Source organism: Lachnoclostridium sp., from assembly GCF_031997925.1.
Classification (GTDB): Bacteria; Bacillota; Clostridia; order Lachnospirales; family Lachnospiraceae; genus Lachnoclostridium.
The window spans coordinates 1-20807 of sequence record NZ_DAMADT010000013.1; the positions used below are offsets into that span (position 1 = coordinate 1).

General features: G+C 35.2%; 21 protein-coding genes. 1 reads left to right on the top strand and 20 read right to left on the bottom strand.

Annotated features, from left to right (window positions below):
* Window positions 1–320: 320 nt before the first annotated feature.
* The 6 genes from RTP52_RS10150 to RTP52_RS10175 all read right to left on the bottom strand — a co-directional run bounded on the left by RTP52_RS10150 (window position 321) and on the right by RTP52_RS10175 (window position 8631).
* Complete coding sequence (locus tag RTP52_RS10150; RefSeq protein ID WP_312371009.1) at window positions 321–1655, bottom strand: ABC transporter permease; 1335 nt, start codon at window positions 1653–1655, stop codon at window positions 321–323.
* Window positions 1642–2631, bottom strand: coding sequence for an ABC transporter ATP-binding protein (locus RTP52_RS10155; protein WP_331661320.1), 990 nt, complete (start codon window positions 2629–2631; stop codon window positions 1642–1644). Before RTP52_RS10155 ends, RTP52_RS10150 begins: the two co-directional genes overlap by 14 nt.
* 147 nt (window positions 2632–2778) lie before the next feature.
* Entirely contained in the window at window positions 2779–4419 is a 1641-nt protein-coding gene (locus RTP52_RS10160; RefSeq protein ID WP_312371011.1) for an ABC transporter ATP-binding protein, read from the bottom strand.
* A complete protein-coding gene (locus tag RTP52_RS10165; RefSeq protein ID WP_312371013.1) occupies window positions 4413–6077 on the bottom strand; it encodes an ABC transporter ATP-binding protein in 1665 nt (554 codons plus the stop codon). Before RTP52_RS10165 ends, RTP52_RS10160 begins: the two co-directional genes overlap by 7 nt.
* A 140-nt stretch (window positions 6078–6217) precedes the next feature.
* Entirely contained in the window at window positions 6218–7144 is a 927-nt protein-coding gene (locus tag RTP52_RS10170; RefSeq protein WP_312371015.1) for a glycosyl hydrolase, read from the bottom strand.
* 230 nt (window positions 7145–7374) lie between these two features.
* Window positions 7375–8631, bottom strand: coding sequence for a methyl-accepting chemotaxis protein (locus RTP52_RS10175; protein ID WP_312371016.1), 1257 nt, complete (start codon window positions 8629–8631; stop codon window positions 7375–7377).
* Between the two features lie 208 nt (window positions 8632–8839).
* Between RTP52_RS10175 and RTP52_RS10180 the strand changes: the two genes are divergently transcribed.
* Window positions 8840–10237, top strand: a complete 1398-nt coding sequence (locus RTP52_RS10180; RefSeq protein WP_312371018.1) for a putative bifunctional diguanylate cyclase/phosphodiesterase — start codon at window positions 8840–8842, stop codon at window positions 10235–10237.
* Window positions 10238–10342: 105 nt separating this feature from the next.
* On the opposite strand, the gene RTP52_RS10185 is transcribed toward RTP52_RS10180, so the two are convergent.
* The 14 genes from RTP52_RS10185 to RTP52_RS10250 all read right to left on the bottom strand — a co-directional run bounded on the left by RTP52_RS10185 (window position 10343) and on the right by RTP52_RS10250 (window position 20510).
* Entirely contained in the window at window positions 10343–11377 is a 1035-nt protein-coding gene (locus RTP52_RS10185; protein ID WP_312371020.1) for an aldo/keto reductase, read from the bottom strand.
* Window positions 11378–11397: 20 nt separating this feature from the next.
* Complete coding sequence (locus RTP52_RS10190) at window positions 11398–11640, bottom strand: aldo/keto reductase (RefSeq protein ID WP_312104384.1); 243 nt, start codon at window positions 11638–11640, stop codon at window positions 11398–11400.
* Window positions 11624–12754: a Gfo/Idh/MocA family protein gene (locus RTP52_RS10195; RefSeq protein ID WP_312371022.1), complete on the bottom strand. Its 1131-nt coding sequence runs from the start codon at window positions 12752–12754 to the stop codon at window positions 11624–11626. The genes RTP52_RS10190 and RTP52_RS10195 overlap by 17 nt, the downstream gene beginning before the upstream one ends.
* 351 nt (window positions 12755–13105) lie before the next feature.
* Window positions 13106–13345: a phage holin gene (locus tag RTP52_RS10200; RefSeq protein ID WP_312104379.1), complete on the bottom strand. Its 240-nt coding sequence runs from the start codon at window positions 13343–13345 to the stop codon at window positions 13106–13108.
* 111 nt (window positions 13346–13456) lie between these two features.
* A complete protein-coding gene (locus RTP52_RS10205) occupies window positions 13457–14353 on the bottom strand; it encodes a DUF3298 and DUF4163 domain-containing protein (protein WP_312371025.1) in 897 nt (298 codons plus the stop codon).
* On the bottom strand, window positions 14340–14840 hold the full coding sequence (locus RTP52_RS10210) for an RNA polymerase sigma factor (protein WP_312371028.1): 501 nt from the start codon (window positions 14838–14840) through the stop codon (window positions 14340–14342). Before RTP52_RS10210 ends, RTP52_RS10205 begins: the two co-directional genes overlap by 14 nt.
* A gap of 254 nt (window positions 14841–15094) precedes the next feature.
* Window positions 15095–15277, bottom strand: coding sequence for a DUF6472 family protein (locus RTP52_RS10215; RefSeq protein ID WP_312104373.1), 183 nt, complete (start codon window positions 15275–15277; stop codon window positions 15095–15097).
* Between the two features lie 180 nt (window positions 15278–15457).
* Window positions 15458–16351: a radical SAM/SPASM domain-containing protein gene (locus tag RTP52_RS10220; protein ID WP_312371030.1), complete on the bottom strand. Its 894-nt coding sequence runs from the start codon at window positions 16349–16351 to the stop codon at window positions 15458–15460.
* Entirely contained in the window at window positions 16344–16553 is a 210-nt protein-coding gene (locus tag RTP52_RS10225) for a hypothetical protein (protein WP_312371032.1), read from the bottom strand. Before RTP52_RS10225 ends, RTP52_RS10220 begins: the two co-directional genes overlap by 8 nt.
* A gap of 190 nt (window positions 16554–16743) precedes the next feature.
* Window positions 16744–17496 (bottom strand): RluA family pseudouridine synthase, encoded by a 753-nt coding sequence (locus RTP52_RS10230; RefSeq protein WP_312371034.1) that lies wholly within the window; start codon window positions 17494–17496, stop codon window positions 16744–16746.
* A 51-nt stretch (window positions 17497–17547) separates the two neighbouring features.
* A complete protein-coding gene (locus tag RTP52_RS10235; protein ID WP_312371037.1) occupies window positions 17548–18033 on the bottom strand; it encodes a low molecular weight protein-tyrosine-phosphatase in 486 nt (161 codons plus the stop codon).
* 176 nt (window positions 18034–18209) lie between these two features.
* Window positions 18210–18740, bottom strand: coding sequence for a GNAT family N-acetyltransferase (locus tag RTP52_RS10240; RefSeq protein ID WP_312106130.1), 531 nt, complete (start codon window positions 18738–18740; stop codon window positions 18210–18212).
* Complete coding sequence (locus RTP52_RS10245) at window positions 18737–20074, bottom strand: MATE family efflux transporter (RefSeq protein WP_312371040.1); 1338 nt, start codon at window positions 20072–20074, stop codon at window positions 18737–18739. The genes RTP52_RS10240 and RTP52_RS10245 overlap by 4 nt, the downstream gene beginning before the upstream one ends.
* On the bottom strand, window positions 20052–20510 hold the full coding sequence (locus RTP52_RS10250) for a MarR family winged helix-turn-helix transcriptional regulator (RefSeq protein WP_312106127.1): 459 nt from the start codon (window positions 20508–20510) through the stop codon (window positions 20052–20054). The genes RTP52_RS10245 and RTP52_RS10250 overlap by 23 nt, the downstream gene beginning before the upstream one ends.
* Window positions 20511–20807: the final 297 nt, after the last annotated feature.

A 20807-nucleotide genomic window follows, 5' to 3' on the forward strand; every position in this document is an offset into this window, starting at 1 on the left:
CTGTGTGAAGTTTTAGAATTTCTTAGTCGGCGTTTTTTGACGACTTAGAAATTCTTTTCACACATCTAACCATGCCTGCACAGTAGGCTGGATATTTGTGCCGAGGATTACGCAGGCACAAACATCTGTGTGAAGTTTTAGAATTTCTTAGTCGGCGTTTTTTGACGACTTAGAAATTCTTTTCACACATCTAACCATGCCTGCACAGTAGGCTGGATATTTGTGCCGAGGATTACGCAGGCACAAACATCTGTGTGAAGTTTTAGAATTTCTTAGTCGGCGTTTTTTGACGACTTAGAAATTCTCTTCACACTACCTTTCTAAACATTTTTAGAAATCTTAACTAGTTCCTTCAGACCGATTCTACTTCCATTATGAAGGATTAATGTTTCATATACTTTAGCTACGAATTTAAATAGTAAGATCATAAAAATTACTAGAAGGACTATGGATAGTATTGATAGTCCTACCGATACCTTTCCAACAAACATCGCTCCAGGTAATAAGAACGGGGAGGATAACGGGAACAATAAGGCAAATGTTACAAAACCATTCGTACCACTAGCCATCAACACACTTGCTGCCCCCATACCGATGTAAGCACCGATAAGGTTCGTAAAGGTAAATAACGTTAAACTTTCACTCGCCTCCTCGATACGACTTGCGGTAGCGCCAGCAAGCCCAGCAAGAGTAGCATAAAAAATCATTCCAAGTATTACCACTGCTAGGCATAAGATAATATTTAATGGATTAACATTATCAAATATTCCAGATGGAAGATATTCTGAAATCATATTTTCTCCAGTTGTTGAAAATACCTTTGTAGTAACGGTATTAGAAATTAACACACAAACAATAGTCGCAGCAAATTGTAATATCACTGCGGTAAGCATTGCTAAAATTTTACCGATCATGATAGCCAGTGGTTTCACAGAAGTTAACAGATATTCCAATACCTTAGATGACTTATCGGAAACAATGGAAGATGCTATCTGGGAACTTGCCATTACATTAACCATCAAAATAACAAACAAAATACCGAAAACAAACATATATTGAGAGTCTGATATTGATGTATCTTCAATTACTACTGCATTTCCACTCTGATCAGCTAATGTAACAGAGGTTGCAACATTTGCTTGAATCATGGATAACTGTTCTGGTGTAATTCCTAATTGATTGATTCGATATGCGTCAAACGCCTCTAACAATGCCCCGCTTAATGTCTGTACATTAGATTCTTTTACATCTCCCTTACTTGCCTTTATAAAGTCAAGTTGAAAGGTTGATTCTGTTTCCGCTATGTTAACAATGACTGAAGTATTCTCTTCCTGTTCAATGCGATTCACAACAGTATCATAATCCTCAGTGAGTGCTTCAAACTTAATATGTTTTAAGTTTTCCTGATTAAGTGCTGGTAAAAAACTGCCATTAGACCAAGTAACCTTATCATTAATATAGACTTTTTGTATTGGATTCGTACCATCTTCTACCTTAGCATCATCCTTATTCATAATCATAGAAAGTACAGGCATAGAAACGGTAGCTAAAATAATAAATATAACAAAACTTACAATAAACGCCTTGCTCTTTAACGTTTGAATTAAGGTAAAAGTAAAGACATCCTTCCAACCTGTTACATTACTTTTCTTCATGAACATCTCCCACCTTTTCTATGAATATTTCATGCAATGATGGCTCGCGCAGCTCAAATTTGACAACCGGAATCTTTTCTCCAATGAGTTTTGCAAGAAAGTCCATTGCTTGTTGCTCATTCTGAACTTTTAAGTGATATTCACTTGGTGTTTTATTCACAATTCTTAATCTAAATTCTTCAATATAAGAAGCGATATCTACATCACTCTTAACAAACAGATTAACTCTACCATAACTTTTTTTAATTTCATTAAGATTTCCCTGTAACACTGCCTTACCACGATTTAATATAGTAATGTCACTACAGAATTCTTCAATCGTAGGCATCTGGTGACTAGACATTATTAAATATTTATCCTGAGCTATCTGCTCACGAATAATAGATTTGAATAAATCTGTATTCACTGGATCCAAACCACTTAATGGCTCATCTAAAATAATTAATTTTGGATCTGAAATTAAAGCAGCCATCAGCTGAATTTTTTGTTGATTACCCTTTGATAATTGATCTGCTCTATTTGCTTTCGATTTCTTTCCTTTCGTCTTAGGTGGAAATACATATTCATTCACCTGCAAACGATCCGACCAATACTTGATTCGTTCCATTGCTGTTTTCTTAGGTACATTCTTTAATTTTGCAAAGTACAATAACTGGTCAAGTAATGAGTATTTCGGATATAAGCCACGTTCCTCTGCAAGGTATCCAACGTTTGCCTTCACAGGGTCAAGTGGTGCTCCATTCCAAAGTACTTTGCCACCGTCATGAGCTAACATACCAAGAATAATACGTAGTGAGGTTGTTTTACCTGCACCATTCGTACCTAACAAAGCATACACTCCTGGTTTTGTAATCTCAAAACTCAAATCTTCGACAACTACCTTGTCTCCATACTTTTTCATTAAATTTTGTACTTGTAACGACATAGCTCCTCTTTTCCGCATCACCGCACTTGCGGTAGCATATCTGTTTTCCATTTTTAAACTGCTTATCCATTATACAATATAATTGTTAAAAATAAAACAAATTTTTTACCTTATTTTGTATATACCATGTTACATTCACTTACGGATGTGATATGAAATGAAGTTATTTATATAAGGCATATCTTGTGGGTAAATCTATTATTCTTGACTAAGTAATGGTTTGACCGTTCCCTTCACAGTAAACACACCATCATATTGTTTCTTGGTATCTCGAAATACTACATGACTTACATTTATCACAGTAATATCTTTCAGTTTAAGAATCGTTTGTTCTATCTCTCTAGCTCGTTCCATATCAAGAGAAGCAAATGCTTCATCCATAAAAAGAATGCTTGCTTTCGTTAACATTGCCCTTGCTATTACAACTCGGCTTCGCTCTCCACCAGAAATATTTCGTCCATTGTCATAGATCATAGTGTCCAAACCATCCGGTAAGCTCTGAATAAATGTAGTAAGTCCTGCTGCTTCTATCGCTGCCCTAATTTCTTCTTCACTATATGATTTATAAAGAGTGATATTATTTCTTAAGGTATCATGAAAGATAAAAACCTGTTGCTCAACATTTGCTATCATAGCAAAATAATCTTCCTTCTTCACGTCGCGAAGTGGCTTTCCATCAATTAGAATATTCCCACCGGTTGGAGCAAAATACTTTCGAAGAAGTTTTAGTAGCGTTGATTTTCCCCCTCCACTAGGGCCTACAATTAAATACTTCCCATTTTTCTTTATGTTTAAATTCACATTTGTTAAAATTTTCTTACTATCAACCTCGTCATCATACTGAAACTCTACATTTTTCAATACAATATGATCCTCAAACTCTGACATCGGTATTTTTTCTTCGTAGGTATCCGAATTTTTTAGACTATCACCAATTTTTTCGCTAAGTGACTTTGAAGTAAATACCTTAGGTAAGGCTTCACTAAGCATAAACAAAGGCCAAGCAAGTTTTTGAATTCCCTGAGCTACAATTAATAAACCACCCGCTGTAATTTTCCCTTGAATTGTTAGGTATCCTAAGATACATAAAATACCATACATTGATGCATTCATGGTTAGATGTTGTGCACCATTGATAAAGGTCATCATCTTTTCAATGTGATACCCCTTCTTTTGAATCTCTCCACTCTTCTCATAATAGTCTTTCGTTACTTTTTCCTGTAAATTATTACTCTTTACAATATGAAATGCGGATAATACTTCTTTGATATAAGAGGTGTACCCATCAAACATATCAGAACGTTCTTTGATATTGCGTTCCAAAGGTTTACGCATAACAACGCCTATAATAACATTCACTATTACAATGATAATAGAGAGCGAAATCATCCATGGATTTACGGTAGAGATAATCCATATTCCAACGAAAAAATTAGCAATCCCTTGGAACACAGTGTAGATTCCATCAATAAAGTTTTTATCAATTGTGTTACAATCATTGGTTAATCTTGAAATATAATTTGCGGTATTTTCTTTTTGAAATTCCGATATATTTTTCTTAAATACTCCCCTTACATAATGCATCTTGATTGCTAAATTTGCATCTTTTTTATACCAAGCTTTTGTAATCGATGTTAGGATTCCTACAGGCAAAAGTGTGAGTGCAAATATCAGTAGCGGAGGTATCTTTTGCATTAATAGTTCTAAATCTCCCGCTATTGCATAATCGATAAGCCCCATCATTTTTACAGTTACAATACCCTCTAATATGCTATAAAAGGCAGCAAAGAAAAGAGCAACTAACATCTGTGGTGTACTTTTAAATACTTTTTTTAACATGTCACTGCCTCCCCAAAATATTCTTTCGCCTCATACTGATGAATCTGACCATTCTTGATTTCAAGTACATAATCATATTGGTCTGTAACTCCTTCATAATAACGATGACTGATTGCAATTACTGTCTGAGATAAAGATAAGAATACCTTTTCAATTTCTTTTCCTAAGTCTTCGTTAAGACTTGAGGTTCCCTCATCCACAAATAAAATTTCCGCTTGTTTTGCTATTGCTCTGGCAATCGAAATTCTCTGCCGCTGACCACCGGATAGATTTTTACCATTTTCAGATAATGGTTCCTCTAAGCCTAGTTTTTTATCTGCTATGAGGGAATCCAATTCGCAGGCTTTTGCAGCAAATTCTACGCGCTCCTTCGGTAAATCTTTATACAGTGTAATGTTATTACGAATGGTATCCTCGAATAGAAATACATCCTGGTAGATGAATGCCACTTTATCATGAAAGGTTTTTTCAACCATTGTCTTATACGGGGTTCCATCTACCTTGATCTCACCCTCATAATTATCAAATGTCATAGAGAGTAGATTCATTAATGTGGATTTACCCGCACCGCTTACCCCTTTAATTAGGTATTTCTTTCCCTTCTTAATCGAAAAGTTTGCATTCGTTAAGATTGATTTATTATCATAGGCAAATGAAACATCAGATACAACAATTTCGTTCTGAAAATCGAAAGAATGAGTGCGTTCTTCTATTTTCTCTTCTTTCTGTTCTTTGTTTTCTGTTTCATCATCCGTAATCTTATGATAGATACGAATAGAAGCTTTCATCGCGTTCCAAAGAGGAAAGACTTCGACTAAATTAAAGCTCATAACAGTTGCTATTTGGAATATAAACGTTGCCATTGCTAGTGACATACCGTTTTTAAAGTTAATACACAGATATACCATTACACCGCTTGATACTATAAAAGAAAGTATTTGAATAATATTACGTTGTCCCTCAGTAAATACGCTTGAAATACATTTTTTTAGTTCTACTTTACGAATCGAAGATATACTCTTTTGTAAAAACTTATCTTCGATTCGGTTTAGTTTAAGAATCTCAAGACCATGAAAGGTATTTGCAATCTCTTCTGTAAATTCTTCTGAAGCATTCGATACCTCCTCCTTTAAAGCCACCGTCTTCTTTGAAAAGAGGCTAGAAACCAGATAAATAATTACACAAGCCCCAAACATCCCCGCAGCTAGAACTGGGTCTAAAAATAAAAGAATAATAAAACTGATAACAAACATACCGATATTAATCAAGAAGTTTAAAAAACTGATAAAGAAATCAGATTCAAACTGATTAATATCATTAATTAAATTCGATAAATAAATTTCTTTTCCTTTTTTGGAATACTGTTTAAAAGGCATCCTCATAATTTTATCAAATGCACGTTTTCGAACATCTAGTATGGTATCTCTCATATAGCCGATACGAAGCATACGCGATACCACAAAACTTACTGCACTATAGACTGCAGCTAAAATAGTGATAATTACTACTACAGTATAGTTTGCATCCCTGCCTTTTTCTACTGCCCACATGATAAGAGCAAAAATCCCCATTTGAACATAGCGGTCAATATTAAACATAAAGGATGCTGCTAGATATTGAATAAACTTCCCCTTACGCTTTAACAGCAATTCTTTCATTCCTACTCCCTCATTTCTACGCTGCTCTTTATTTATATCAAGTTTGAGGATGCAGCGCGGTTACAAACTTGTTGAGTGAAAGATTTATCTTTCACTTTGAAAACATGACTACGAATTAAAGGATACTCGTAATTGATGGATTAAGTTAATTCATACATAAACTCTTCCTCACGGTCACAAGATAACTCCTCATTTTTCACCGTAAGCCTTCGTATTTGAAGAGATGATCTTTGTTGTTCATAGAAATTCTCTTCCACACATGGTATCCTTCCTGGATGCGTAAAATAGAAGATATATGCCTCATCTTCTTGAACATGCACATCTGCATGGTAACCAAACCCGTAGTCATCCTCCTTATTACCTGTTTCTGATAAGATATCATTACAACGACTCCAAGTCATGGCATCTTTACTTCGATATACTCCTTGCCCCTTCCAAGTATCGATTATCATCCAATAAAAATGCTTAAAACGAAATACATTCGGTCCTTCATGTGCAAATTCCTCTAAGACTGCCCTTGGATTATGAAATTCATACAAATCACTGCTTTCTACCATATAAGTGTGAGAATCATTCACTTCATCTTTATACCAAAGTCCATACTTCCCATTTGGTAATTTATGTACACAGGCATCAATACAACGATTAGAGGAGAGTGGTAGTTTTCCGATATACTCCCAGTCCCACAAATTCTTACTGGTATAATGTAAGATATGACGTTCAAAGTTCCATGTAGATGGAACACCTTTTACATAAGACACATACATATGATAAATTTCCTTCTCATAGATAATCTCAGGTGCCCAAAACGTATTTCTTCCCGGTTCGATAGCAAGACCTTCTAATATCCCCCGATAAACAAAAGTATGCCCACCATCATTCGAAGATGCTACCCCTAAATCTGTTCCATGTATCCATTCAAAACCAGGAGTTTTTACATTTGCACGGCGATTTGTATAAATCATCCACCACTGTTTTTCTATGTGATTCCAAATTATCACGGGATCTGCTGCTCCGTCATAAATCGGGTCCCGAAATAATGGACTATGTACTAATTCTTTACTCATTTCTCTACCTCCCATTTTATTAGTCAAGATAAGCATTCATGTATTGAAGCAGTAACTCAATTACACCTATTATAAAACAAATGTTCTCGATACTCAAATTAAACTAAGATTAGAAAGGATTAAAAAAAGATACCCAAAAAGTTAATTCACCCTTTTTAAGTATCTTCTTCTCTCTATATATAATGGAATATTAAGCCCCCACTTCCAAAGTGGTGGTAGCATGTCACTTGTTACTCCTCATAAAGCTCGAATTGGTCTATCATCTGCTTTAAGTGAACCGCTTCTTTTGTTAAAACTTCAGACATCTGGGCACTTGATATTGCTGCCGCTTTATTTTCATCCACAACTACGGCAATTTGTTCTACCGCATCAGCAAATTGCTGTAGTAGTTCACTTTGTGATTGAGAGTTCTCTGTAATATCATCCATAATTTTAGTTATATCTTTTGCTACAATAGCAACCTCATGGGAGGATTTCGCTGATTCACCTGCAAGATTTACGCCATGCTCCACTGCATGAATAGTATTTTCTATTAACTGAGAAGTAATTTTAACTGCATTTACGCTTTGATTCGCTAAATTACCGATTTCACCAGCAACAACAGCAAAACCTTTTCCCATCTCACCTGCTCTTGCTGCTTCAATGGAAGCATTTAATGAAAGTAAATTTGTTTGTCTAGCAATTCCTTCAATTGTTTGAATAATGTTTACGATTTCATTCGAAGAAGAATGAATATCTTCCATTGCCCCTAAAAGATGTGTCATCTTTTCATTGTTCTTTGTTGCTGTATCAGCCATATTAGAGATTTTACTTTTTGCATCTACTGCGCCTTCTGCATTTATGCTTACCTGAGATGTTATTGCCTGAATAGACGCGGTCAATTCCTCAATTGTTGCAGCTTCCTCCGTAGTTCCATTAGAAACGTCAGTTGCAGTAATCTGCATATTCTCTGCCTCTTTTGCAACCTTATCAGAGGACGTATTTATTTCCGTTAATGTGTGATTTAAGGAGGTTGAAATACCATTTAAAGCCTTTTTAATTGTCATAAACTGTCCATCATATGTCTGGTGCAGCTCTAGCTCCATCTTTCCTTCTGCCATCTTGTTAAGAACGACTGCAATTTCATTAATATAGGACTGATATGTATTTAGTTGAATTAAGGTTTTCTCCATTGCTTTCGCAAAATCTCCAAATTCATCCTTAGTCTTAACACTATCCTCCACTATAACTGATAAATCACCTTCAGCAACTTTTATCATAATTGATTTTAAGCTCTTAATCTCCCCAAGAATAGATAAGGAAATAAGTTTCGCATATATATAACCTACAATCGCAGCTATGATAAAGATTAAAATCTTTAAAACGACTTTATCATTCATAAAAGATAAAAATAACATCATAATTAAAAACAATATTGCTACCGTTGATAAGGAGGCTATCCTTATCCTAATCCCTACATTCTTCACTCTCTCTAATATGTGCTTCATTACTACCTCCTCTTAGATATCCCTACCTTTTTTTCAACTACTACAAAAGACCTAGTCTACTATCACTATTCATCGGCATGTTCCTTCCTTCTAATTTGTTATTGCTATTATAGTATTATAGTATAATCATTCATAAAAGTCACGTTTCTTCCTTGTTTTGTGTATTTTTTTGTTGAATATTGTATTATTATGTGAGATGTGCTAAAATATGGATGGAAATAAAATTTATGGTAGAAAGGTTAGCATTATTATGAGTTTTGCTAAAGGAATAAAAACCCCTTCCTCACCTATGCTAACAGAGGTAGGAAAAGAAGAATTATATCTATACTCACTTAAGAAGATGGCAGAACAAAATGCCGCAATTTCACGTTATAACCTAACCGGTTTATATGGAAATAATGCCTTTTTATATAAAGGAAACGAATGTTTAAGAACACATAAAGATAAAAAATATGCAATGATACGTATGGACTTATACCGTTTTAAGACGGTAAATGAATTTTGTGGGCGAAGTCAAGGGGATGCTCTTTTAAAACATATCGCAGATTGTTTCCGCGTTTATGAGTCTGAATACTCTGTAGTTGGCCATCTACGTGCTGATATTTTCACTTTATGTACCCCTTATCAAGAAATGGAAGACCTAATTAAAATAGTTACTTCGTTAGCTAAAAAAATAACTTCTTTTCCTATTTCTTGTAAATTACTTCCTGCTTTTGGTATCTGTATCTCAGAATACGGTACGGACGTAAGCTTATTAAGTGATTATGCTAATTTAGCATTACAAACAATAAAAGGAAAGGTATTTTCCTTTTACTCCTTTTATGATAACGATCTTCGTAAATCACTAATGTTAGAAAAAAAGATAGAAAATGAAATAACTACTGCACTAAAAGAAAAGCAATTAGAAGTACATATACAGCCAAAAGTAAATATGAAAACAGGGCAAATTATTGGCGGTGAAGCATTAGTGCGTTGGAAACACCCTGTGGATGGTTACCTCTACCCTAATCTCTATATACCAGTACTTGAAAAAAGCGGTTATATCGTTGATGTCGATATTTATGTTTGGACAGAAGTCTTTCAGTTCTTGCAAAAATTAATCGAAAGTGGCGTTACGCCCCTCCCTATCTCACTCAATGTATCAAGGCTTCATGAATATCAGAAAGATTTCGTGGAAGTTTTGTGCCGCTTATCAAGAGAATATAAGATACCTCCAAATCTTATTACCTTAGAGATTACAGAAAGTGCCCTAGCAGAGGACTCCGCCTTTTTATTTCAATGTATGGGTAAACTACAGGAAAAAGGATTTTCTTTTTCTATGGATGATTTTGGTTCTGGATATAGCTCAATGAATATGCTTAAGGATGAACCACTTGATGAAGTTAAAATTGACCGGCTCTTTTTAAGGAACCTAGGAAGCTCAAAAAGTCGTACCGTGATTCGGCACATCATATCAATGCTAGCAGAGTTAGGTCTTGATATGATTGCAGAAGGTGTTGAAACAAAAGAACAAGAACAGTTTTTATTAGAATGTGGCTGCTATAAAGCGCAAGGTTATCTTTATTACAAACCAATGCCTTTATCAGATTTTGAGAAACTTCTATGATTAATATAAGTTAACTTACGGAATACACAAAAATCCAATAAGAAGACAACAGTCTTCTTATTGGATTTTTCAACTTATCTTAAACATGCATCAATAGTTCAGACTCTACACTACTGATACCTTACTGCGATCTTTTAAAACCTCTAGATAATCCACATAATTCTTCTTAAGTAAATTAGGGGTATCTAATCCATATGGGCACTTTGCCATACATTGATTACAATGAATACAATCATCTATCTTTTTCATCTTCTGTTGTACTTCAGGAGTTAATTGAAGTTCCGATGGCGATCTTCTAAGTAAAAGTGACATTCGGGCACAGTTATTAATTTCAATACCAGCAGGGCATGGCATACAATATCCACATCCACGACAAAACTCACCTAAAAGCTCTTTTCTATCATGGTCTATCAATTGTTGTATTTCTTCTGTTAATGAAGGTGGATTATTAGAAAATTCAAGAAACTCATCAAGTTCATGTTCTCTTTGAATTCCCCAAATCGGTAACACAGTTTCAAATTGATCAAGATAAGCATAAGCAGCACTTGCATTCGTTATTAGTCCTCCGGAAAGTGCTTTCATCGCAATGAATCCTATGTCAGCTTCCTTACATTTCTCCACTAATTCAAGTTCCTTCTCTGTAGATAAATAACAAAATGGAAATTGTAAGGTTTCATATAATCCCGAATCGATAGCCTCGTGAGCAACTGCTAATCGGTGATTCGTAATTCCGATATGACGAATTTTTCCCTGCTCTTTCGCCTTACACATTGCTTCATAAAGACCGGTTCCATCCCCTGGTTTTGGACAAAAAGAAGGATTATGGAATTGGTATAAATCAATATAATCGGTCTTTAAGTTGCTTAACGAAATCTCTAAATCACGCCAAAACGCCACTTCATTTACTGCTGCTGTTTTTGTTGCTATAAAAATATTCTCTCGAACAGAGGAAAGAGCTTGTCCAATTTTTTCTTCACTATCCGTATAAAATCTAGCAGTATCAAAAAAGTTTATTCCATTTTCATAAGCTTTTTGTAGGATTCGTATGGAATTATCTACTGTCGCTCTCTGTATCGGAAGAGCACCAAACCCATTTTTATTTACAAGTAGCTCTGTCTTTCCAAGCCTCATTTGTGACATAATGACCTCCAATGTATTATTTATTTAAAATAGCTAATCCGATGTTTCATCAGATCTTTTCCAATTTCATCACATTGTTGTTTTAGTTCTTCACCAAGTCCTTCCCCATGAAGTGCCTCTATATTTTGTTCTAACTGAGAAAGTTTGCTCACTCCGCATATTATAGAGTCAACATAAGGATGTGCCAGGCACCATTTTAAAGAAAGTGATAATAAAGACAAAATTTCTTTATGAAAACCTTGTGATTTATTTAATTTTCTCATCTTCAATTCTTTGTTTAAATAGTTCTTCATACCGAGCACTGTCGATTGGTAAACTTACACGCTCTCCTAAAAATGCTGAAAGGTAAGCAGCATTCGTTAACTCTAATGCCTTAGTACCTTCTTCTCCTGGTGCAATGAGAGCCTTTCCACGAAGGATTGCTTCCCCAAAGTTTACAAGCATTTGTTCATAAGACTCCTTAGGTTCATTGCATATGAATAATTCCTTTGTTTGCTGTATCTCTTCTCTTGAGGTAGTTTTTGCAGTTTTTCCATATTTCATAGAGTCCATGCTATAGCTCGTAAGTTCAATTTCATTTCCAGTTACTTTAATACTGCCCTTCGTGCCAACCACAGTTAATACCTCTTCTCTTGGGATTTCACCAGTAGAAAGAAGAAAAGTCGCTGTCACTTTGTTTGGGTATTCCATTAGTAAAGTCGCCTCGTCATCTACTGCAAAAGAATTATATTTTCCAAACGGAATAGAGGCATAGATTGCAAGAGGCATCCCAAATAACCATTGCCAGTAATCCAAAATATGTTGTCCCTGGTTGATTAGAGCTCCTCCACCTTCCCCGTGCCAACTGCTTCTCCAGTCCCCAGAATTGTGATAATATTCTGTACGATAGTATATGGTATTTACAAGTTGAACTCGTTTAATCTCTCCAACAAACCCATCGTCCAATAACTGCTTTACCTTTTTTAAGACGGGATAGGTTCGGTTATGAAACATCATAGCATATTTACATTCCGATTCCTTTTGTGCCTGTTCCATCCTCTGCGCATCGAGTATAGAAATTCCGGCGGGTTTATCACAAAATACATGTTTCTTTAATTCAAATGCTTTTATTGCTAGTTCCGGATGTTGTTTGTGAGGGGTTACAATTAATACAGCATCGTATTCCTCATGATGTGCAAATAATTCTTCACTACTTTGATACAACTTAACACGTTCACTTAGGTTTTCCTTTACCCAATTTTGATTTTCCTTACTTCTACAACAAACAGTGGTTAAAGTAAGATTTGATATTTTCTCCATGTCTAACATGGTAGCATACTTTTTCCCCATACTACCAACACCAATCAGTGCAATTCTTACCTTAGTGCTCTGGTTCATAATTTATCCTCATTTCTGCGCTTCTGACTTACGTCTATCGTTTGAGGTTGCCGCGCTAATACAAACTTTCTCTACTGCCATGAATTATAGCGTATTTAAACTAGGGCTACCATATATAATTTATGCTATCGAAACAAATTACAGATATTCTGCATCAATAACTAGAACTGTTTCTTTGCCTTCCTATTTGTTTGCATTTCTGTTTCTTTGCATTTCTGTTTCTTTTTTATCATTCATACTCTACAACCTCACTTATTTCATTATAATTATTCCAACCTTTTCCTGCAATAAAAAAATGGATAGAATAATAGTAATCCAATCGAATTACAATATTCCATCCATTCTTTCTTATTAATTTGTTGTATTTAATTTCTTTAAATAATCGTCTGCTTTTCTTGCATTTTGTGTAAAACTGTTATTCTCCCACCAAGCAACTATTATTGTTCCTAGTTCAATCACAGTTTCAACGAAACTAGCTACCGTACCTTCTTGAATTTCAAGGATTGGCTTGCCCGTTCGCTTTAAAATTAAATTAACTAACACGAGAACTAACATAATCGTACGTATAATCGTACCCTTGGTTATTTTCATAATACCCCCCTATTCTACATAAATAATATTAGGAATTACCTTTCAGGATTTTCCTAAAAACATTCTTTACCATATCATATGAGGAGTAAATTTAGGTTATTCAAGGTTCTTTTAAGGAATTATTTCAAATTCTTGTATTCCATAGGCTCCAGGAGCAATTTCATAACGTGCAAATACTACGACCGGATTTCCCGCCTGATTTATATAAAATCCTGTGGTATTATCAATTGATTGAAATCCTCCTTCTTCTTTAAAGTACTTTATCTCTTCCTTCCCTTGTTCTCTTTCTTTCATTTGTCTCTTAATGGAATCGTTTGCAATTGTAATATAATTTTCTCCAAGAAAATCTTTTAAGGTATATTGTTTCCCAGTAACTAGATTAATATTGTAGAAAAATTGCTCTTGACTAACGTTTCTCCAGTTTTGTCCTGATGATATTACAATAGATACCATAGTATCCGTTTGCTTTTTTATTTCATAGGTAACATTAGCCTTTAGATTCTTTTCTGCGAATTCTTCTTCTGTTCCACTCGTCTCAAGATAAGCTTCTTTGTATTCCATAATATTTTCTTCTTCTAGTTTAATATGTTTTTTAACCAAAGCATCAATCTCTGCATTAATATCTGAAATTGCATTCTTAACTTCATCATTATCCGAGTCAATTATAATTTCAGGAACCTGTGCCGTAATTGTCATATCTTCATTACTTTTTTCATATTCCCTTACCGTTAGAACTTTAGCAATTGCACCTACAACTGGTAAATCTCCTAGTGTCATAGCAAAGGCTTGACTTGTATTAAGGCCTACAACTAATACAGCAAAAGCTGCTGCGGCTGCCATAGAAGAGATTGCAGCATGAGAAATTCTATGCTTTTTATTAATCTTTCTTTGACTTTGACTCGATTTACCTGCCTCAAAGTTAGCTATCGTTTGATTCACTCGGCCTTCTAACTCTTTTGGAACCTCCATCCTTTGATACTTTTGTTTTGATAATTTAAAATGATTCATTGTTCCACTCCTTTAAACTAACTTTTAATTTTTTTAATCCTGTATACAGTCTAGTTTTTACGGTGCTTAAATTTGTTTTCGTAATTTCTGAGATTTCATTTAATGAAAGTTCCTCATAAAATCGAAGTAGGATGACTATACGAATCTTTTTGGGAAGCTTAACAACCTCACGAAATACCTCATCTTGATAGCATTCATATGCCTTCTCTAAATAACTTTCCTCTGGCATATCTTCCGGAGTATATAATACAATCCTCTTACTTGTTCTTAAATAAGCATAGCATTCGTTTACCAATACACGATAAAACCAAGTTGATATATAATTTATTTCTCGAATGCTTTGATAGTTTTCTAGCGCTTTTAAGATAGCATTTTGTACAACATCAAGTGCAGCTTCCTGATTGAGCACAAAACTATAAGCCAACCGATAAAATCTTGCTTGGTTTCCTACTATGTATTCTTTTAATATTTCATATTTGTTTTCCATGGTGTGTTCCTTTAATCATGATATATAAGATGCGCATGCAAGGAACATTTCCTTACATGCTTTAGATGTATCTCAAATATAAAAAGTTTGGTTTTTAAATAAAAAAATAAAATTAAGTTTATAGTTACATTATCTTACAAAAATCAATTTCTTAAACTGCCTTCTAAGTATATAAATAAAAAGGGGAAAAACGATTGATTTCATGTAAGCGAAACTTTACTACGAAACCATTTCCGTTAATCCCCTGCATTTTACTACATTTGCTTTCTTACTATTTTATATTCATCTTCTAATTGAAAATACGGACAATTATAAAAACTATCACTTAAGAAGCGTACCATATCATCCTCGTCTAAGTTGACATCACATTCATAACATTCATAGTCTTCATTATATTGATAATTTGAACAGCATTCACAACTTGTCTTTTGCTTCATTCGAATTCCTCCATCCTATGAATTCTTTCCATATATTTGCTAGCCTTCTTAACTTTTTTCTTATTCACTAGCCTTCTTTACTTTTTCTTATTCACAAGCCTTATTTACATTCTTTCTATATTCGCTAGCCTTCTTTATACAAAATTATAACTATAATCCATTGAAATCTATTAGATTTATTTAAAATCGGGTAGCATACCCACAACGTTTACACAGCTCTTCAACTGCTACTCTTCGAGAGAACCCGTCATATACCGTTTTAGCTCTTTCCGACGAAAGTATCGTCTCTAAATTTTGCTTATATAGATTGCCAAGATTTATGGTACCTTCACTATCTAAGCAACAAGGTACAACCGTACCATCCACTAAGATTCCAATCTGGTCTCGTAATCCATAACAGAATACTTCATTCTGAAACATATCTCTCTTCATATCTGGCCATTCAAATTTTTGAGCCATATTAAAATAAACATTATGACTAACCTTACAACTGTGCTCCTTGCAAAGTTTCTCTTCTAAGGATTCCTTTATCTCTAATTCACTTTCAATCAACTGGATTATTTCTCTATTTAGAGAATTGGCCCCCTTAAGGTCACCAAAATCCATATTCCATAACCTAACACTACATAAAAGCCCTGATTGCATGGATGCTTTTTTTACAAAACTCATGACAGACCGAACATAATCATGTAATGTAAGGTTTCGCTCATTTGCCTCAAAGCTATGAAGTGAAATATTTATTTGTCTAAGTGCACTTAAATTTAATAAAAATTCCTTCTCAGGACTTAGTAATGTCCCATTGGTAGTAAGATTTACTTTTATATTTTTCTTTCCAGCTATCTCAATAAATTCTTTCAGATTTTCATGAAGTAACGGTTCTCCCATGATATGAAGGTAGATATAGTTTGTATAAGGTGATACTTCCTCAATAATATGTTCAAATTCCGGAATCGTAAGAAACTTAGGTGTACGTTTTGTTTTCGGACAAAAATCACACTGTAAGTTACATACATTAGTAATCTCTATATAAACTTTTTTAAATCTTGGCTTTTTACTTTTTTGTAGACTATTCATTGATCTTCTCTAAAATCTGTTCGCAAAGCTTTCCAACTTCATTCACAGTCTCATCTTCTTCAATTCCATATTCAATCATGTAATCCGTTACCACCATATCAAGTTCCATTAAATGATCATTATCTAAGTTTCCTTGTAGAGAAAATGTTATCCCCATTTTCTTTAATAAAGTAGTTTGTTCCTCTGTGAATTTAATCTTCATATTAATAACCATGCCTTTCCATAGCGTTAAATTTTGTTTTTTACACTTACCAAAGCGCTGCTTAATATTATACTTACAAGACCATGCTATTATCAAGATTGTGTTTGCAGCGAAGACATAATCTTGAAGAGTTAAAGATTTATCTTACACTCTTCCTACATTTTCTTTATTCTGTTCGTTATCTATTTACTTAATGTTCTAGCATTACGTCTTTATTAACTTCTTCTTTCTTAACTTCTTTCTTAACTTCTTTCTTAACTTCCTCTTTTATTAGCTCTTCTGAAAACAAATGAAAAGGATACTGTGCCGGTGGCAATTGCTTGATATCCACCAAAGCTTTGGTAAGTGGATGAACAAACGCCAATCGATACGACCAAAGGGCTGCATCACATTGATTATCCTTCCCGCCATATTTTCCATCCCCAACTAGAGGTAATTTACGAGATGCAAATTGTACACGTATTTGATGGGTACGTCCAGTGTGAAGCTTCACCCGTATTAACGAAAACTCTCCTTCCGCTACCCCGATTGTTTCAATCGTGCGATATTCTAGGGAAGCCTCTTTTACCCCTTTTCTCATTCGATTCACAACAAATGATTTGTTTTTTGAAGAATCTTTAAACATGAGATCCTTTAAAATCCCTGATTCTTCCGACGGTCTGCCATGGATTACCGCCATATATTCTTTCGTAAAATTGCGCTCCATAATGGCAACCGATAATTTTTTAGTTGCAAGTTCTGACTTTGCAAAAACCATAACTCCACCAACATTACGATCTAATCGATGGACAAGACCAATGTAATCTGATTCTTTCTTATTTTTTCGATACTCTTGTAAAAGAGTAATCATATCCATACCTTCTCCTTGACCTGGTTGTGATAATACACCAATTGGTTTGATACAGATTATTATGTGCTTGTCTTCAAATAAAATATTAAGCATGTTAACCTCGTTATTTCTATCAGGATATTATAGTGTTATATTCTTAAAATATCAACCCTTTGGTTCTTTCGGATGAATACCATAATTATTGATAAGGTAAGTCAATAGATGGTCACATCCCTCATACACGTCTTGATACGTTATTTCAAAATCTCCCGTATACCATGGATCTGCAATATCTCTTGGACGTTCGGAAAAGTCGAGAAGTCTCTTAACCTTTCCAAGCGAATCACTTCCTAGAATTCTCATCATATTTGTTATGTTTCTTTGTTCCATTCCTAAAAGCAAATCATATTTATCATAATCACTACGCTTTAGTTGGACTGCTTGTTTGCCATCCACTATGATACCAACTTCTTTTAGTTTTTTCTTCGTCCCGTAGTGAACCGAATTACCGATTTCTTCTGTACTTGTTGCACTTGATTCACAACAAATCATTGATTCCAAACCTTTTTTCTTTATCATATCTCGAAATACAAATTCCGCCATTGGAGAGCGGCAGATATTTCCGAGACAAACGAATAGTATTTTAATCATTGTTTTATACCCCTTTATAAGCGTGATGGAAAGAGCCTTGAAATGACACTGCTATTGTATCATATCAAGGCTGCTCTTTGCACCACTAATTTGTAGCGAATAGTATTAAATAGAATACGCCTGTTCGATATACTGGTCGAACAGGCGTCTCTTATATCATACCGGCTTTTGTAAATCTAATATATTGACAGCGCATCCGAATCCGAATAAATCTGTTCCCAAAAGTCTCTGAATTCATCCGCTGATACTATGCCCCCGAGGGACAAAATCTCATAGGATTCCTGCCGCCAACGATACTTGACTTCGGTTTCACAAAAGCCGTTACGCAGATAAAACTGCTTACGCTTCTGCCGCTGCGTATTGTTTACCTCGTGTTCATCCTCAACTTCAATATCCACAATAATACGCTTACCTTTTTTTAGCTTGAACATAGCAGAAAGAGCCTCTGTACCGTATCCTTTCCCACGAAGAAAATCTTCAATGGCAAAATAAATAATATGTGAAATGTCCCCACAGGTAAGAAAGCAGGCAAATCCGCAGAAGCAAGTGCCATCGTAGAAAGCAAGCACTTCACCATGTCCCGTATCATCTTGTAATAAGGGAGCAAGTGGTCTTCGTTCATTGTCAGGAAAAGCAGCACGATATAATTTTTCAATTTGTGGTAGTTCTTTTGATTGTTCTGTTACAATCTTTATCCTCAGGTTCATGCAGCTTTCCTCCATTCTTTTTTGAAGCGTAGTAGAATAACGGTGGCAAGTATTGCAGCCAACAGATAAGTGATCGGGAAGTTTAACCATATTCCGGTCAATTCCAGCGGCCAGAGCAATGCGATTAACACAACCGGGAATACCAGTGCAGTCGATACGGAAAGAACAGACGCATAGATTGGTTTCTCGACAGCTGTCATATAGCTTTGAGTCGCAAAGGAAAGCCATCTTGTAATATAAGTTAAGCTAAACAGTCGCATAGCCAAGACTGCGGTGCTCATAAATACAGTATCTACATTTTTTACGAACAAAGATATTATTTGTGTCGGAAAAAGGAAAATCACGACAGCAGATACCAACGATATTAGTGCGCTTGCCGTAAAGCAACATTTTTCGATTGCCTTTACTCTGTCTTTTCTGCCAGCTCCCCAGTTATATCCAACAGCCGGTTGAAGGGAATCGCAAACACCATACAGAAACGATTGTATTGTTTCTCCGGTGTACATCAAAACACCGTAAATGGAAACAGCAGTTGCACCACCAAATTGCAATAGCACAATATTCATGATGATGGAAGTGATTCGTCCAGCAATATTGCTTAAAAAATTCGGACTTCCGCATACAATAATTTGACGGATCATGGACACGTTGAAACGAGGCTTGCATAAACGCAGCTGTAATTTTCCGCGCACGAAAGGAAAAACTGCAATTACTGCACATATAAACATACCACTACAAGTGGCTAGTGCTGCGCTCCATATTCCCCAGCGGAATATGCCCAAAAATATAAATTCAAGAGCAGCACTCAGTACAGACATCAGTATGTTCAAATTCATGCTGCTGCGTATTTTTCCACAGATACGAAGATAGTTGTCCATCGCAAATACAATAGTTGTAACAGGCGAACAAAGCGCATACACCCGCATATATTGAACGGCAAGCTCTGCAAGCTCGCCTTCTGCACCAAGAAGATGAATTAGCCACGGAGCTGCCAGATACATAAATCCGCCGAGCAATGCTCCTGTTATTATAATCATCAGGCAAGCGCAGGAAAAAATATTATTAGCTTCCTTCTCCTTCTTTTTGCCTAACTGAATCGAGATTGGAACAGAGGAACCGACACCGATTAGATCTGCCAGAGAAAAATTGATAACTACAAACGGAAATGCCAAATTCAACGCGGCAAATGAGGCTTCGCCTAAAATACGCCCGAAAAAAATTCCGTCTAACAAGCCGTAAAGAGAGGAAGCCAGCATACTGATTCCACCGGGGATTGCCGCAAGAAAGAACAGTTTCATTGGTGACGTTTTTTCAAATAATTTCTCCTGATTCATTACTAAATTTCCTCGCTTTCTCTTTTAAGTTGGCAGTAAACTGTTCCAACCCATGTATAAACTCCGGTGTAAACCGCTCTAATGTATCATCCATCGCCTGCTGCTCTAATTCGTACACCTGACGAAGTACCATACTGGCATATTCCCGTCCTTCTTCTGTAAGACAGATTTCCTTTTCTTTTTTGCCACTATTCGTATTCAAAAAGATATAGCCTTCTTTCGTACATTCTTTCACAATGGTGTTTAAGGTCGTTTTGGGAATAAACCACTCCTCACATATTTCCTTTTGTGAATGAGATTTCCCATCATCCAACGCATACAGCAAGGTAAGCGCATTCACTTTGATACCCATTTTCTTTGCGATTACGTCGTAAATCCCGTCAATTACATTGACTGCAATCATAACTCTCCGTATTTCATCTCGATTTTGATACATTTTTACCTCCCATAAATAACATTTTGTTGTACTCTTCTTATCGAATGAGGTCAATAATTTCTTTTCCATTGAGTATTCTTACAAAAGCAAAGATCGAAAGCAATCAGTAGGCAATCAAAATAGCTTTTGGCAAAATGACAAACATTATAATACGAATTCGTACTTTATGCATTTTAGTACGAATTCGTATTATAGTCAATGGAGTTTATATTAAATTCACAAAGTATTACCATACGGTTTAGAAACTTTCTAAATTCAAACATGGCAAGATAGAGTTCGCGAAGCGCTCTTTACTAG